15 protein-coding genes, 1 tRNA gene and 1 pseudogene are annotated in these 15,882 nt (G+C 42.9%); 5 read left to right on the forward strand and 12 right to left on the reverse strand.

Annotation, left to right across the window (positions count from 1 at the left end):
* Positions 1-105, forward strand: a pseudogene (locus ACEW80_RS27240) (IS5/IS1182 family transposase); the annotation flags it as partial.
* 20 nt (positions 106-125) lie between these two features.
* Here the strand turns inward: ACEW80_RS27240 and ACEW80_RS27245 are convergent.
* The 3 genes from ACEW80_RS27245 to ACEW80_RS27255 form a co-directional block, all read right to left on the reverse strand.
* Positions 126-1,892: a fatty acyl-AMP ligase gene (locus tag ACEW80_RS27245; RefSeq protein ID WP_373529599.1), complete on the reverse strand. Its 1,767-nt coding sequence runs from the start codon at positions 1,890-1,892 to the stop codon at positions 126-128.
* A gap of 991 nt (positions 1,893-2,883) precedes the next feature.
* Positions 2,884-3,369 (reverse strand): DUF29 domain-containing protein, encoded by a 486-nt coding sequence (locus ACEW80_RS27250; protein WP_373529600.1) that lies wholly within the window; start codon positions 3,367-3,369, stop codon positions 2,884-2,886.
* 192 nt (positions 3,370-3,561) lie between these two features.
* On the reverse strand, positions 3,562-4,050 hold the full coding sequence (locus ACEW80_RS27255; protein WP_373529601.1) for a DUF29 domain-containing protein: 489 nt from the start codon (positions 4,048-4,050) through the stop codon (positions 3,562-3,564).
* A gap of 138 nt (positions 4,051-4,188) precedes the next feature.
* On the opposite strand from ACEW80_RS27255, the gene ACEW80_RS27260 reads away from it, so the two are divergent.
* Entirely contained in the window at positions 4,189-4,488 is a 300-nt protein-coding gene (locus tag ACEW80_RS27260; RefSeq protein ID WP_196516454.1) for a 30S ribosomal protein PSRP-3, read from the forward strand.
* A 10-nt stretch (positions 4,489-4,498) separates the two neighbouring features.
* Here ACEW80_RS27260 and ACEW80_RS27265 read toward each other — a convergent pair whose 3' ends face one another.
* The 5 genes from ACEW80_RS27265 to ACEW80_RS27285 all read right to left on the reverse strand — a co-directional run bounded on the left by ACEW80_RS27265 (position 4,499) and on the right by ACEW80_RS27285 (position 8,172).
* Positions 4,499-6,310, reverse strand: coding sequence for a protein kinase (locus ACEW80_RS27265; protein ID WP_373529602.1), 1,812 nt, complete (start codon positions 6,308-6,310; stop codon positions 4,499-4,501).
* Positions 6,311-6,777: 467 nt separating this feature from the next.
* Positions 6,778-6,851 (reverse strand) — tRNA-Pro (locus ACEW80_RS27270).
* Between the two features lie 50 nt (positions 6,852-6,901).
* Complete coding sequence (locus ACEW80_RS27275; protein WP_373529603.1) at positions 6,902-7,267, reverse strand: DUF1818 family protein; 366 nt, start codon at positions 7,265-7,267, stop codon at positions 6,902-6,904.
* Between the two features lie 12 nt (positions 7,268-7,279).
* Complete coding sequence (locus tag ACEW80_RS27280) at positions 7,280-7,912, reverse strand: hypothetical protein (RefSeq protein ID WP_373529604.1); 633 nt, start codon at positions 7,910-7,912, stop codon at positions 7,280-7,282.
* A gap of 23 nt (positions 7,913-7,935) precedes the next feature.
* Positions 7,936-8,172 carry a DNA-directed RNA polymerase subunit omega gene (locus ACEW80_RS27285; RefSeq protein ID WP_334797857.1) on the reverse strand — a complete coding sequence of 79 codons (237 nt, stop codon included), beginning with the start codon at positions 8,170-8,172 and terminating at the stop codon, positions 7,936-7,938.
* Between the two features lie 157 nt (positions 8,173-8,329).
* Between ACEW80_RS27285 and ACEW80_RS27290 the strand changes: the two genes are divergently transcribed.
* Positions 8,330-8,749, forward strand: a complete 420-nt coding sequence (locus tag ACEW80_RS27290; protein WP_373529605.1) for a fasciclin domain-containing protein — start codon at positions 8,330-8,332, stop codon at positions 8,747-8,749.
* Between the two features lie 278 nt (positions 8,750-9,027).
* On the opposite strand, the gene ACEW80_RS27295 is transcribed toward ACEW80_RS27290, so the two are convergent.
* From ACEW80_RS27295 to ACEW80_RS27310, 4 genes are all read right to left on the reverse strand, one after another.
* Positions 9,028-10,500: a glycoside hydrolase family 13 protein gene (locus tag ACEW80_RS27295; RefSeq protein ID WP_373529606.1), complete on the reverse strand. Its 1,473-nt coding sequence runs from the start codon at positions 10,498-10,500 to the stop codon at positions 9,028-9,030.
* A gap of 132 nt (positions 10,501-10,632) precedes the next feature.
* Complete coding sequence (locus ACEW80_RS27300) at positions 10,633-11,400, reverse strand: SDR family oxidoreductase (RefSeq protein WP_373529607.1); 768 nt, start codon at positions 11,398-11,400, stop codon at positions 10,633-10,635.
* Between the two features lie 299 nt (positions 11,401-11,699).
* Positions 11,700-12,089, reverse strand: coding sequence for a hypothetical protein (locus tag ACEW80_RS27305; RefSeq protein WP_373529608.1), 390 nt, complete (start codon positions 12,087-12,089; stop codon positions 11,700-11,702).
* A 128-nt stretch (positions 12,090-12,217) separates the two neighbouring features.
* The gene (locus ACEW80_RS27310) at positions 12,218-12,406 is read right to left on the reverse strand and encodes a hypothetical protein (protein ID WP_373529609.1); all 189 of its coding nucleotides are present in this window, start codon (positions 12,404-12,406) and stop codon (positions 12,218-12,220) included.
* Between the two features lie 84 nt (positions 12,407-12,490).
* On the opposite strand from ACEW80_RS27310, the gene ACEW80_RS27315 reads away from it, so the two are divergent.
* Positions 12,491-14,218, forward strand: a complete 1,728-nt coding sequence (locus ACEW80_RS27315; RefSeq protein WP_373529610.1) for a S8 family serine peptidase — start codon at positions 12,491-12,493, stop codon at positions 14,216-14,218.
* A 150-nt stretch (positions 14,219-14,368) separates the two neighbouring features.
* The gene (locus ACEW80_RS27320) at positions 14,369-15,244 is read left to right on the forward strand and encodes a helix-turn-helix domain-containing protein (protein ID WP_373529611.1); all 876 of its coding nucleotides are present in this window, start codon (positions 14,369-14,371) and stop codon (positions 15,242-15,244) included.
* Positions 15,245-15,882 lie beyond the last annotated feature (638 nt).

The following is a 15,882-nucleotide window of genomic DNA, read 5'->3' on the forward strand; positions in this document are numbered from 1 at the left end:
ATGGGCTGTCGGCGATTAGTCAGAGATTATGAGTTATTGCCCGAAACATCTGAGACTTTTATCTACCTTGCCATGATCCGTATTATGGTAAGGCGACTGGCTTAATTTTTGACCTCCTAAAACTTTTAAAACACCCTCTCACTCCAGTCTTTGACAACATCTAGACTACCTGAGAGAAATGCAGACCTACAAGCATGGCGTCTAATCTTGCCACTAGAAGTTTTTGGTATGCTTCCAGTCTTAACAAGAACTGTAGCGAAAACTTCTAAGCCATGCTGTGCTACCACTGCCTGCCTAATGTTTCCTACTACTTCTTGAACATCCAATTTTCGTAGATAACTCCGCTCTACTTCTTGAACAATTACCAATCGCTCAGAACCCTTGAAATCTACTGAGAAGGTTGCTCCACAACTAGGTCGCAGAGTAGGGTGACTTCTTTCTACAGTCAGTTCAATATCTTGGGGATAATGGTTTTGTCCGCGAATGATAATTACATCTTTGATGCGTCCAGTGACAAATAGCTCACCATCTTGCAAAAATCCCAAGTCTCCTGTGCGGAGAAATGGCCCTTCTCCGGTATCTGCTAGATAAGCATGAAAGCTTTGCTCTGTCTCCTCACTTCGATTCCAATAACCCTGAGCGACACTTTCACCAGACACCCATATTTCTCCTACTTGTTCTTCAGAACAAAGTGTTAAAGATTCGGGGTTAACAATTACAATCTTTTGGTCTGGATAACTTTGCCCACAACCGACAAACACTCGGACATCTTCCTGATTATCGCTAGCTTTCACCACTTCGTTGCGTTCTAGTGCGGTACTCTCAACCCACTTAACAACTGGTAAAGCATTTTTCACGCCTCCAGAAACTATCAGAGTGGTTTCAGCCATTCCATAGCAAGGATAAAATGCCTCCCTACGGAAGCCGCAAGGTTCAAAAGTTGCAGCAAACTGCTCTAACGTCTCTGCACGGACAGGTTCAGCTCCAGTAAAAGCAACTTCCCAACTGCTCAAATCAAGGCTGGCTCGTTGTTCTGAAGTAATTTTACGTACACACAAATCATAGGCAAAATTTGGACCTCCGCTAGTAGTAGCTCGATAGTGAGAAATGGCTTGCAACCACCGTAAAGGCTTTTGTAGAAAGTCTACCGGTGCCATCAGTGTTACTGGAAAACCACCATAAAGAGGTTGTAACACCCCACCAATTAATCCCATATCGTGATAAGGTGGCAACCAAATTAAGCCCTGGCTATCATGTCTATGCTCAAAAAAGCTATGGATCAAGGCCAAGTTATGCATCAGGTTACCATGACTGACCATGACACCTTTGGGATTTCCTGTGGAACCCGATGTGTACTGAATAAAAGCTAAACTTTCGCTGTTGATTTCTGGTTGCTGCCATGCTTTGGCTAGGTCATCACTCAAACTGTCAGTTGCTAACAAATGCAACTCAGCTAGTTCCAGACCCTTGTTAGAACAAGCTTTTAAGCTTTCTACTAATCCTGTGGAAGTGAGTACAACTTTTGCTTGAGCATCTGCTGTCATTGCCTGCAATCTGGACAGATTTTGATTTTGTCTAGGTGGATAGGCAGGAACAGCTATAACCCCGGCATATAAACATCCAAAAAAGGCAGCAACGAAATCTAAACCTGGTTGATAGAGAAGTAGGGCACGTTCGCCAAATAATTTTAAAGATTGCAGAGAAGCCGCGATCGCCTGAGCCTGTAAGTGTAGCTCTTTATAAGTCAGTTCATCTGTTTGAGCCTCTGTGCCCTTCAAAAATGTATAAGCTTTTTGCTCAGATTGATGTTGTGCTCTTTGACTCAATAAATCTACTAATGTTGAATGCTTGTATTCAGTATCTACACGAGACTTGAAACAAGAAGTAGTCATGCAATTAACTTATTACTCCCTAAAGTGATTCACGTAAGTAAATTCTGCATCATTGCAGATCACAACAAAACAATATTGTTATAAATACTTAGCTTAACTGTCTACAAGGGTGCTTTAATTAAAACGCCTTTACTTAAGCAATTTAATTGATTTTATAGATTACAAACCCTTATAAAGTGGCGAAAACTTACCTAGATATGTTCAGAATCAGTACAACTGATACACTTAACCTGTCATAATCTATAACTGGTTTTCTTCTAGAGTTTTGTGTCTTTGACTACTAAATTAACCAACAACTTAGCACCATTTTATTTTTTTTGAGTTTGATTAAAGGGTGTTGTTTTTAACAATCGGATTATTGCAAATTTACTTGATAAAAGCAATAACACAACGCTCATGTTCATGAAATCTTTATAATAAAATTAATATCTATGAGTTTTTATTCTCTGTTTTACCTAGATGTTTCTAGCAGTAGCAACCACCGTGTTATCTGCCTCATGGGGAATATTGTAAATGATCCCTGCTTGCTATCGTTGAACTTTGACAGTTTTTTAAGTTCTGGTATGTAGCGTTTTTAGTGAGAATATCAAGGTATATTTTGGTCTTGTATCCACACTAAGAGTAAATACGTACAAGATTGCTGCTTCTTCATGAAATCTTTAAAATATAAAATCTGGTGTTCCAAAAAGTCAGTAGGGCATGAGATAAGTAGTCAGGCGCAATTAATTACAGCAAAATCTGGACTAACAGGGAATAAGAAATATTCAGGAACCTGCCTTTTGTATGAGTGCTCTTGCCTTCTTCTCTATAAACCGTGTGTATCTAATTGTGTTGGACTAGCATATCTGCCGTCTTATCTCAACAAGAACAGCACATTGTCAATAGAGTCAAAAATAATCTCATTAACTCTTGCTTATTGCTAAAGGTTAAAGTGTAGGTTAGGTATCTGGATTCATAGGAGTCCTTGGGGCAGCCAAGTGAAAGCGTGAGTTTATGACTCCGGCAAAAAATCAGAGTCGAGGACTTGCTCTAGTGTAAAGGGAGATTGTTCAGGGAAGGTAGCGATCGCTAATCCAGTTTCAATTACAGCCAGTCGTCTAGCGGTTTGATAGCTTTCATCGAAAACCTGATCAAAATGAGGCTTCAAGCTCGGACTTTCCTTGAGTGCCTTTTGGACTCGCCTACGGTGTTCCAAAATTGTGTACTGCCAACTTTTTGAGCGTCTTTCAGTTTGAATTTGGTATTTGAGCAGATGCATCAGCAACACTTCCAGATTGCTCTCCAATGCCCGCTTTTCACTTCTGCCCATTGTTTCAATTTCATCAATCAGGTTGTCTAAGTCCAGTTGTGTGAAATTCTTTTGCTTGAGTAGTTCTGCTGTGGTTTGAATCCACAGATAAAAGTCTTGCTCATACAAATCTGAACCAGCTGTCGTTTGAGATTGGGGCGTTTGAGATTGTGGCAGTTGGGCAGTCATAAGCATCTGTAGTTAGCGCCGACTAAACTTTATGGTAGTTCACAACGGCAAAAATAAGCCACCCAGTTGAAATGGCTAAAACCCTTGCAGTATAGCAATTACGAATTACGTTAGCGCAGCGTTAGCGAGTCAGACGCTCCTACGTCGCTAACGCTTCTCTACGAGACGCTGTGCGAACGCTATCGAGCGTCATTACGAATTATGAATTATGATTGACTCTGGTAAAAAATCAGGGTCAAGGGCTTGCTCTGGCGTGAAAGGAGATTCTTCAGGAAAGATAACTACATCCAATTCAGTTTCATCAGCAGCCAAGAGTCTAGCATCGCCATAACACAGCCCGAAAACTTCATATAAATAGGGTTTGAGGCTAGGACTTTCTTCTAGAGCTTGTCTAAGGCGTTTGCGATGCTCCCGAATTGTTGCTCGCCAACTACCAGAGCGCTTCTCGGACTGATATTTATACTTCAACAGATGCCTCAGCACCACTTCCAAATCGCTTCTCAGTGCTTTCTTTTCACTTCTGCCCATTGTTTCAATTTCATCAATCAAATTCTCTAAGTCCAGTTCTGTAAGCCGACCTTGCTTGAGCAGTTCTGCCGTGGTTTGAACCCACAGGTAAAAGTCTTGCTGATACAAATCTGAACCAGATAACATTTGAGATTGCGGCCGTTGGGCAGTCATAAGCATCTTTAGTTAGCGCCGACTGTACCTTATGGTAGTACATTCTCAATTACTGTTTAGTCATTTGGTAAGGTATTGCGTTAGAATAAGCGATCGCTATCATAATTAAGTAATGCCCGGAAATTCCCGGAGGTGTGATTGACCAAGTTTATTTTGAAAATTTTGTGGTTAGACGAGAACGTTGCTCTAGCAGTCGATCAAATTGTCGGCAAAGGCACCAGTCCTTTAACGAAGTACTTTTTCTGGCCCAGAAATGATGCCTGGGAAGAGTTAAAGAAGGAACTCGAAGCCAAACATTGGATTGCCGACTTGGATCGTGTCGAGTTGCTTAACAAAGCGACAGAAGTAATTAACTACTGGCAAGAGGAAGGCAGAAACCGCCCGATGGCGGAAGCTCAATTGAAATTTCCAGAAGTTGCCTTCACGGGTAGCGCTTGATATTACAAAATTAGCGATGTCTACGACGGGCTAAGCCTACGCGCTGTTCTACAAGCTGCCACAGTTTGATAGTCTTGTCCTTGCTGCCACTTGCAATTAATTGTGTAACTTGGCTCACAGCAACGGTAGATACTGAGTCTACATGACCAGAGAGAGTAACAATCTCTTCTGCTGTGCTTACCCTCCAGAGTTTAACTGTTTTGTCGCAACTTGCACTCAGGAGGGTTTCGCCATCGGCAGAAAAAGCCACAGCCACCACAGACCAGGAATGGCTTACAAGTGTGTAAATTAACTGACCAGTGTTTACCTCCCACAATTTAATAGTGTTATCATCACTACCCGTCGCCAAAATTTGACCATCAGGACTAAAAGCGACTGTCAAAACCGCCCATGCATGACCTGAAAGGGTGCTTAACAAGCTATAGCATGGGCGGTTTTTAAATTCTCTATGCAAATCTGCAAATGCAGGTATTTGCCACAGGCGAATTGTTCTGTCATAACTAGCGCTGGCTAGAATCTGTCCTTGGGGACTAAATGCGACTGAATTTACCTGTAATTGGTGTCCAATTATGGTGCAAATTTCTGCGCCAGTATTTACATCCCAGAGTTTGATTGTCTTATCCCAACTACCACTAGCGAGAATCTGCCCATCTGGACTGAAAGCTACTGATTTTACAGTATGTGAGTGTCCCAAGAGGGTGCAGATTTCTTCTAATGTCTCAAGCTGCCACAGTTTGATAGTTTTATCGTCGCTAGCAGTTGCCAGAATTTGACCATTTGGACTGAAGGCGACTGATGTTACAGGTTGGGAATGTCCTGATAAGTTAGCTAGGAATTTTTTGGTGTTTAAATCCCACAATTTAATGTTTTTGTCATCCCCACCACTGGCTAAAGTGTTACCGTCAGGGCTAACGGCAATGGCATTCACACTACTCAATACACCGGAATGTCCAGTTAGGGTATGCAAGCATTGCCACAGGGGATTTGGGATTTTAAAATTTTGAGTTTTACATTCGATACCCATAGCTTGCATAACTTCATCAGCTGATTGAAAGCGGCGGCTGATAGCATTTTGCAGCAACTTGTCGAGGATTAGCGCTAGGCGTAGACGCCTTGCGTCTTGTCGCCAGACATCGCTTACTTTAGTGGTAATATATTGTCGCCAAGCCCAGCAATCATTAGCAATATCAAATAAATCAAAGGGAGGAATCTGGGTAAGTAGGTAAATGCAAGTTACACCCAGACTGTAAAGGTCACTAGCAAAAACGGCTTTTCCCCTCGTTTGTTCTGGTGCAGCATATTCTGGACTACCAATGTTGGTTTCATCTGTTAGCCAATCGGTTTCTGTGACGATTTTCGCCGTGGTAAAATCGATTATGACTAAATCCCCTATCTTGGTAATTGGGGATCTACGGATGATATTTTGGGGTTTAATATCGCGGTGGATAATATTGCGATCGCTAATAAACTGCAAAACTGGCAACAAATCTGCTAAAAGTTGCCAAATTTGAGTTTCATTAAAAGCGCCTTCTTCCTCAACCACCTGAGCTAAATTTGTACCTGCAATAAACTCCTGCACCCAATAAAAGTATCCATCTTCCTGGAAATGTGCTAGTAAAGTGCAAATCTGGGGATGCTTGGCTAATTGTTCTAGCTCTTGGGCTTTTTGCTGACAGGCTTTAAGTGATTCGTTTTGCAGCGAGAATTGTTGTACTACACAAGGAACTGGGGGAAACTCTCCCTCATCTACAGCGAGGAAGGTTTTGCACAATTCCCCTTCACCAGTCAGCTTGAGTAACCGATAGCGTTCTTTTATCAGCAAAATCTCCTGACACCCACCAGATAGTTTTATTAATTCCTAGCAAATTCTTTGCGCCGACAGTCACTCATGGGGGAAACCCCCTTCTCTACGAGACGCTCCGCGAAGGCGCTAGCCTCTCCCTTTGGGAGAAGACCGCGCTGCCTCCCCTTTGCGTTTAAATTTCAACCCTCGATTCGCCACGATTGGCTCACATCTTGCACCTAACGATTAAAATCGCGGCTACCAGAACAAAGCCTGCCGACCCAGGCTTCAAAACCCTTGATTTCCCTTAGTCCGCGCAGGCGGACTTTGTTTGTATAGCCGAGCCAGTGCGTTGGGCGGGCAATGCCCGACTTGAAGCACCTGGCGTGCGACTTCCAGTCGTTTGGGCTTGGTGCAAGATGTGAGTTGGTAGAGGCTAGCGAAATATCTCGACTAGAAAGCCTGCAAATCTTTTGAAGAGACTAGCAGGCATAGCTTATCATCAATCGGAGCGGCGGGATTCGAACCCACGACCTCCACTACCCCAAAGTGGCGCGCTACCAAGCTGCGCTACGCCCCGGTCAGAACCCCAATTCTATTGCAAAACTCTATTAAAGTCAAGAGGCAAATTTAAAAAACTTTGAGCATTGCCGCAGCTTGCAGTAAATCTGGAACAGCAGAAGCATTCCACTGACCTTCTACACATCGTCCTGTATTTAAGATCAAGCGCAGACTGTAAGCATGAGGATAGCCTTCCACCTCCATCCATAATAAATCGCTTTCAGCTTCACAAGCAATTTTTTCCTCTTCCATCAATTCAGTTGCGAGTTGCTTCATGGTGTCTGCTAGTTGTGCTAAAAGACGGCAAAAATCATTCAACTCGGCTTCGGTTAACTCAATTGCCCAATCATCTGTACCGACTAAACCTTTAAATTCAAGTACATCGGGATTCCAGCCAATACGCCAGCCAGATCCGCTTTTGACAACACGTTCCATAAAAAGAGACTATTACTTGAGTAATTCAGCACCTCCTCGCTGGGGTGGCTGTGGCGTGGTGAATGTAGTCGGAGTGTCTGTAGTGTTGGGGTCAGGTGATGAGGTATTTTGGGAAGTAGGATTAAATATATTTACTAACACTTGCACTAAGTCGTTTCGCTGGTTGCGGGTGAGACGGGCGATCGCATCTCGATCACTTTTCAGAGGATTTTCCCGTAGTGTATCATTCCCTGGATAGGTAGTATCATACATAATTTCATTCGCACCCAGATAATCAGCTAAAGTCAGCTTCCAATCCAAGCGATAAATTGGGGCGCGCCCTTTGGTATAAACGTGATATCTAATCAGGCGATTTACCAGGGTGTTGTTTTCGGCAACTTTGCCATTTTCTTTGCTGATATACTTATTTACCCGTGGTAAATCTGGTAATTGCTGATAAACTAGTTGCCAAACATCGCCAGGGGTTGTTCTTTGAGCATATACCTGAGGCATTGGCGCTGCGATCGCTCTTTGGATCGTAAATAAATTTGTATCTATTGGTTTATCAGCCCCTGAACCCAAAACAATTACACTCACTACCATCAAGGCAGTGAGTGTTTGCCAGGGCTTGAGTAGGGATTGAATGAACGATAAATTTTTGCTCATCCTACCTTCTTAAAACCTTTATTTTAAATTTCACCAATAATCTCTGGCTGAGTCAATTCATCGGACATTTCGATAATTGCCCTTAACACTGGCTTCATCATCACATCTTCGTTACTTTCAAAGTCTTCATAACGCCGACGTTTTGCCCGATTTGCCACCTGAACCGTAATGCGGTAACGATTTGAGGCTGCACCAATCAGCTCCTCAGAACGGTGCATAATCTGAGACTGAGTTGTTTCGAACTTAGAACGCTTTAGCATAATCAGTGCATCTTGGGGTCATTTCCTAGTGTAGCAGTACTGATAAATCTGCTGCTGTGTATTTCATTGCCAGCAACCTCTCTCTTGATAGAGGTTGAAAGCATTTTAATCACTATAAGTTACTTATAATATTACCTGACTAAAGTCACATACCCTTATGGCTGACCTTTTGGAAACTGCTGTCAACGCGGGAAACTTCAATAATCTGGTGAAGGCTGCTAAAGCTGCAAATCTCATAGAAATTCTCAAAAGTCCTGGTTCTTTCACACTATTTGCCCCGACTGACGAAGCCTTTGCCAATTTGCCAGAGGGAACTTTAGATGCGCTACTACAAGACATCCCCAAGCTCAAGAAAATTGTGGCATATCATATCGCTAGTGGCGATGTCAGGTCTGATGACTTGGTACAGATTAATGAAGCAGAGACGATTGAAGGGTCAATTGTAGCCATTGAATCTGCTGACGGCAAAATTAAGGTGAATAACGCCAATGTCGTCAAAACAGATATTCTGGCAGACAATGGCGTGATCCATATTATCGATGCGGTGTTAATGCCTGCAATGGTGGCGGGAAAATAAGGTATTGGGCATTGGTTATTTTCCTTTTCCCTTATCTCCCAATACGGTTTGGTTGCACAGTCCTTAAAGATCCCCCTTAGTCCACGCCAGATCCTTCTCCTTACCGGAGACGCTGCGCGTAGCTTGCTTCCCCGAAGGGGTACAAGTCGGGAAACCGCAAGGGCGGACTGGACCCCCCTTAAAAAGGGGGAAATAGAGCCATCCTTTGCCCCCCTTAAAAAGGGGGGCAAGGGGGATCAAGTCTTATCAAACCGTATTGCCTCCTCTCCCTTGTTTTCCTACTTTCCACTCCCTACTCCCAGAATGCAACCACTGCGTGGAGGAATAGTTAATGACAACTGCTGAGTTTCTCCTTCACCATTCCACTCAACTTCAGCAGTGCCATATAACAGCTTATTGGGTTGAGTACGTAAACTGACGACATCTGCATTGGCTGTTGCCGAACTTGTGCCAGCGTTGACGGCAATTATCAATTCCTCTGTGCCCAAAGTTCGCGCAAAGATATAAAGTTGTCCTTGAGCATGGAGGACTTGGTAATCACCTGTACGCAATGCTGGGTAAGTGTGGCGCAGGGTAATTAATTGACGGTGAGTATTGAAAATTTCTTGATCCCAGTTACTCTCTAAAGGAAAGCCACGACGTGAGTCTGGATCTATTGCACCAGGTAAACCAACTTCATCACCATAGTAGATGCTGGGCGCACCGGGAAAGGTGAGGAGCAGTAGAGTTGACAATTCTATACTACCGATATCGCCGCCTGCAATGGTCATCAATCGGGCTGTATCGTGACTTGCGAGCAAATTGAGTTGAGTTAGCTGAATTTCCCAAGGGTAAAGTTTTAGTATTTGTTGGATTTTGGTAGCGTAGTCGGCAGCAAATAAGGGTGGGTAAGGTTGATAGTCACGGCTTTGGACTTGTTCTAAGACTACGCGATCGCCAGCCGCAAAGGCAATTGTCGGCCCAGTAAAGAGATAATTCATCACGCCGTCAAATTGCGTTCCATCCAACCACTCGCGGGAATCTCCCCAGACTTCGCCCACAATGTAAGCTTCAGGATTGACTGCCTTAACGCGATCGCGAAATTCCTGCCAAAAGCCAGGAGTTTTTATTTCAAATGGTACATCCAATCGCCAACCATCGATGCCGAATTTAATCCAATATTCGGCAATTTCCATAATGTATTCTCGGACTTCTGGATTGTCGTGGTTAAATTCTGGCAATGCCCGATTTCCACCCCAACCTACATAGTTGGCAGGAAATTCCCCATTGTAAGGTGAAAGAGGCCAGCCTTCTATTTTGAACCAATTTACCCAAGGCGAATGAGGACCATTTTCTAGAACGTCATGGAAAAAGAAAAAGCCCCGACTGGAATGGTTAAACACCCCATCTAGAACAACTTTGATATTCCGTTCATGGGCTGCATCGAGCAATTCCTTAAAAGCCTCGTTACCCCCCAGCATCGGGTCAACTTGGTAATAATCGTGGGTATGATAGCGGTGATTACTAGCGGATTGAAAAATCGGTGTGAAGTAAATCGCATTAATCCCTAGATCCTGGATGTAGTCTAAACTCTCCATGATCCCCCATAAGTCGCCGCCTTTATAACCTTGGAGAGTTGGCATAGCGTCCCAATCTTCCCAACGAGCTTCACGCAACAGCCGTTTGTGTGGCTGTTTGCTTCTAGCAAAACGATCTGGAAATATTTGGTAGAAAACAGCGTGCTTCACCCAGTCTGGTGTTTGAATTTGCATGAATGATTCTTAGTGGCTTTAGAAGCGATCGTTGCAAATACTAGCTTCTTTATGGATCTTACTTATGATAGAAAATCTGTTGTTTGTCAGTAGTCATTAGAGGAGATCAATACTTTTGCAGGTCGCTAGCCGCTAAAGATGCGACCCGCCACTAAGATCAAGGTATTGACCCGTCACCCAACGACTATCAGATGAAGCGAGGAAGGCAGCCGCATCTGCAATATCGCTGGGTTGCCCGATTCGACCCAGTGCCGATAGACTAGCTGCAAATTTCTGTGAGGCTTCGTCCGCAAGTATGTCTGTATTCATCTCCGTGTCAATAATGCCGGGAGCGAGGGAATTAACCGTGATGTTGCGTGCGCCAAGCTGTTTAGCGAGTATAAGAGTGAGGGTGTTGATGGCTCCTTTAGTAAGACTATAGGCAGTCACATCAGGAAAGGCAATGCGTGTCACTGCCGAGGAGAGGTTGATAATCCGTCCACCGTCTCGCAGTCGGGGAAGTGCCTGCTGAATCAAGAAGAATGGCGCTTTTACATTGACTGCAATCAGTTCGTCGAATATTGCCTCAGTCGTTTCCTCAATAGTTGCCCTGGGAGCAATGCCAGCATTGTTAACCAGGATGTCAAACTGATTCGTGCCGGTTTGCTGGTTTAGTGCAGCGTCCAGTGCTTCGTAGAGCGCATAGACATTTGCCAGCGTGCCTAACTCTGCCTGGACTGAGAAAGCGTCTCCGCCATTGGCTTTAATCTCTTGGACAACGGTGTTAGCAGCATCAGCATTCCGCCCATAGTGAACGGCAACGAATGCTCCATCTTCAGCCAGCCGTAGTGCGATCGCTTTACCAATTCCACGACTTGCACCCGTCACCAAAGCAACCTTATTCTTCAGTAATTGACCCACTTCAAACTCTCCTGTGCTGTATCAATTGCACTTTGCAGAATTATAACTTGCACAATTGCAGTCACAATTACTATGTTGCAAATTATGAATTATGAATTATCCCCAGTGGTACTAAACGGTTTTAAGTAAGTAGGTGAGAATAAATCAAAGTAGATTAAGTAATGTAAAAAATCTTGAGATGAGTTCGTAGAGAGGGCTACCCTGCGGGAACGCTTCTCTACGAGAGGCTACGCCAATGCGAACAGCGCTCAAATTAGGACTAAAGTCCTTACTACAAACCTTAAATTATTCACGCCGCTCTACTTAGCATTTTGATCTAATGCTTGCGCTGCACTAGCTTTTAAACGGCTTGACCTGATTTTGCGAATACGTTCGCTATTGCGAACACCGCCACCCATCTCATATTCACGGCTGTTTTTGCCGTACTTGATAGCAACCACCATTAGCATTTTCTCTGAAAGACTGCTTAAGTTTTTCTCCATTTCTTCAATCTCAGTTTTAGAAGAGTCAATCACAGACAGAGCAGTATTATAAACATTAATTTTTGTACGTAACTGATCAATTGATTCCAGGAGTTTTTCAATACTACAATCATCATTAAATTTGATGTTTGGAACAATCGATTTAAGTCCAGTGGATCTTAACTCAGCTTTTTCGAGAATACGGGAGGTACGTTTTCTCCGAGACATAGATTTACTCCTTTAAGATGGTTCTATAGCTAGCTTGCCTTAATTGAACTGCATTCCGGTTCAGCAGAACTCACAATTTTTTTAATAAAGTTTTCCAGCCATAGCAGTAATTTCTCGGAATTTAACTACTAAATGTTGGTGTTTATATAAATAGTATGTTTAATTTTGATAAAAGCTTGAACGGGAACCGCTCCTACTTGAACGGAAACCGCTCCCGCTTGAACGGAAACCGCTCCTACTTGAACGGGAACCGCTCCCACTTGAACGGGAACCGCTCCAGCTTGAACGGGAACCGCTCCCGCTTGAACGGGAACCACTCCCGCTTGCATTAATGCTAAAGCGACTTATCCTGGTAAAATTACTATTTTGCTTTCAGCCAATAAATAAAGTTTGAGGTAAAAATGAGGCGCGAAAAACTTTCTCCCGGACTACTTTTGGCTTTTCAAGACTATCAAAATGAAGGAGAGCAAGCTTTAGTTACACACAGGCGATCGCTTGGGATCATTGCCCACAAAAGCCCGGTAAAGCCAACTAAGAGCGTAGTTTTTATCTATTGCGACTCTAATGCAGACTTAAGTTATTTATCACAATATAATATTGAAGTCAACCAAAACTCAGGGAGTGTGAGGACGGCTTTCTTACCATTAGATAGTTTAGATATCTTATCTGAAGAAGATGTTATTCAGCGGATTAAGCCATCACGCAAACTTCATTTGAGGATGGACACTGCACTGGAAACAGTCAAACTACCAGAGTTCAAGAACCAAACTGGACTGACTGGTAAAGAAGTAATCATCGGTATTATAGACAGTGGCATTGATCCAAAACACCCCGCATTTGCTGGACGAATTTTACACATTTGGGATCAAACACTACCAGGACCAGGAGTGACAGAGGGCGGTTATGGGGCTGAATTTACGGGAGCGCAATTGATAATTTCTCAGGATACTAGCGGTCATGGTACTCACGTTGCTGGAATTGCTGCCGGTGCCGATGCTACCTATGGCGGTGTCGCACCAGAAGCGGAATTAGTTATCGTCAGGTCAGATTTACAGGATGCCCATGTTGCCGATGGCGTCCGCTACATTTTCCGAATTGCTAGAGAGTTAGGACATCCAGCAGTGGTGAATCTCAGCTTGGGTGGACACGCTGATGCTCATGATGGTAGCGATTCTCTATCAAAGGTAATTGACGCCGAAACTGGCCCTGGAAGAATTGTCTGCTGTGCTGCGGGTAACGAAGGAAATTATAACATTCATGGTCAAGCAGTAATACCTAGTGGACGCACTCGTGGTATGCGTTTTAATGTTCCTTTGAATCAAGTGGGCATAGTTTGGTTAAACGGTTGGTATTCTAAAGACGGTGAATTGGAGGTGTCGCTGCGGAGTCCTAATGGTTTTGTCACCCCCTTCCAAAAAATTATTGCTGAGGGTAATCCCGCACAGGATCACCAGTTACCGGATGCACGAGTCCAATTAGTAACACCAGGCCCAGATAAAGCCAACGGCGACCATAATTTCTTTGTGCAGATACGCGGTAACGGCCCCTCGCAAGTAATGGGAGGTATTTGGCAGCTGCGAGTCCGCAACACTTCCTCAACTGACATACGTTTAGATGTGTGGACACTAGATGACACTTCTTCAGTGTTTTTCACCGGTAAAAGTGTTAAAGACGCGGTAAAAATTGGTTCGCCAGGAGCCGCTAGCAGTGCAATTACAGTTGCTGCCTATACTACTAAAGCCACGTACATAGATATTGATCACCAAGTGCGAGAAATGGGCTTAGAATTGCATACTATTTCAGAATTCAGTAGTGAAGGTCCTCTACGCAATGATGGACAGAAGCCGGATGTAGCAGCACCAGGAGCGATGATTATTTCCACGCTTTCCGCCGATGCAAATTTTGACCGCTCATCGATGATTAATTCCAAGTTTGTGGTACAGGCGGGTACGAGTATGGCGACACCCTTTGTTAGTGGGTTAGTAGCACTGCTGTTGCAGCGTGATCCCCAACTTGATCCGGCTGCTGTGAAAGACTTGCTACGTAAAAATAGCGCAATTCCCGAAAAAGCTACTGGAACATTTGATGATAAATGGGGTTATGGAGTGATCAATGCAGCTAATCTGTAATTAGACTGAGAGACGTGGTATATAAATACGATAAATGTATCGCGTCTCTAAAGGATTATGGTGAGCGATCGCTTAATGTACCCTGTAAGTTAATATACGTAACAAAATAATAAAATTATTCTTAACTATTGAGATGCTTTTTACTTTTATTTGTATATTTTTAACTTAAGTAGCAAGTCTTATCTTAAAAAAATCATAATTTTATTAACATCAATGGTTAAACTTCGGATTAGAGAACTAGCACAAGAAAATGTTTACCATCTACTTAGTGTGACTTCAGGAGTTTCTGAAGAAGCTATTCGGACTTATGCAACACAAACATCTGATGATTTTAAAAAAATTGCGATCGCCCTAAATTGGTCTGTCACAGAGCCTGGTGTTGCTCAAGTATTTCAAATGTTAGATCCTGTCAAAGCCAAGGATATGGCTGTTGATTTACTGAGTACAGCTTCTGGTATTTCTCCAGATGATATTCAGAAATATGCCAATGAAAATCAAGAATTTAATATTACAGAAAAAATAGAGGATTTGAAAAAAATTGCTAAAGCGTTAGATGTAGAGATGGTAGAACTAGTAAAGCCTAAAGAAAAAAGGGAAGCCATAAGACTCAAGATTGCTGAACTAGCTCAAGACAAACAAATATCCCTTAAAGAGTTGGCAAACCAGTCTCAAGTTGATTTTCCTATTATTTGTTTCTATAGTTCACAACCTATTGAGAAGAAAAAATTAACACAAGAGCCATTTCATACTAATCTCAGCAAAATCAGTGTAGCTTTAAATTGCAACTTAGAAGATTTGCAAGACACAAAGAAAGCAGAATTACCTCCAACTACGCTGCGAGTTAAAGAATTTTTGGATGCGACAGACTTAAATATAAATGATTTGAGCTTGCTCACTGGAGCCAATAGTGAATTTATAGATTTAATTGCCACGAATCCTATGGATTTAAGAAACATACCAAGTTGGGGAGAGGAAAAAGTAATATGTGAAATAATGTGTAAATTCTTGCATTGCACCTGTAATTAATTTACCAAGAAGAATTCAGAATTCAGGAGCCAGAATCCAGAATGGATACTGTGCGACTGGATGAAGAATCAAGGTTTAGAGCAAGCGATTTTAATCGTGGAGAAGAAAAAATTCTTTCCTTATTGAAACCCCTGACTTCTCCCTACAGCCCTTCTCCTAAAGGAGACGCTACGCGAACGGGCATCCTACGGCAGGCGCTAGCCTCTCCCTTTGGGAGAAGGGGAGACGCTGCGCGAACAGGCATGGGGTATTCTGAATTCTGTCTTCTGACTCCTTCTCATCGCAGTTTTATACGTGAAATTTTATCAACAAGACATTCGTAATAATCAATATATAGAGAATATTGTAACCAGGAGTAACTTTCAAAATACACTTGCTGGACAGAAGCTTATACAAAAAGTACTAATAGGTATTTTTAGTATCGTGATGGCTGCTTTCCTTAGTATAGTAACGCTTCTGGCAGGTGGAGTATTGATAGCTATACCGTATGTTTTTAAAGTTACTATACTTTTGCAGTTTTTACTATTTGTGGATGAGTAATAATACTCATGGCATGAGAAGAGGATTTCTTTAAAAACTAGTTCACTAACGCGTCGGACTAGTTATTTTTTTTACATAACTAGGTTGTTTCACACTTA

Source organism: Nostoc sp., from assembly GCF_041747015.1.
Taxonomy (GTDB): domain Bacteria; phylum Cyanobacteriota; class Cyanobacteriia; order Cyanobacteriales; family Nostocaceae; genus Nostoc.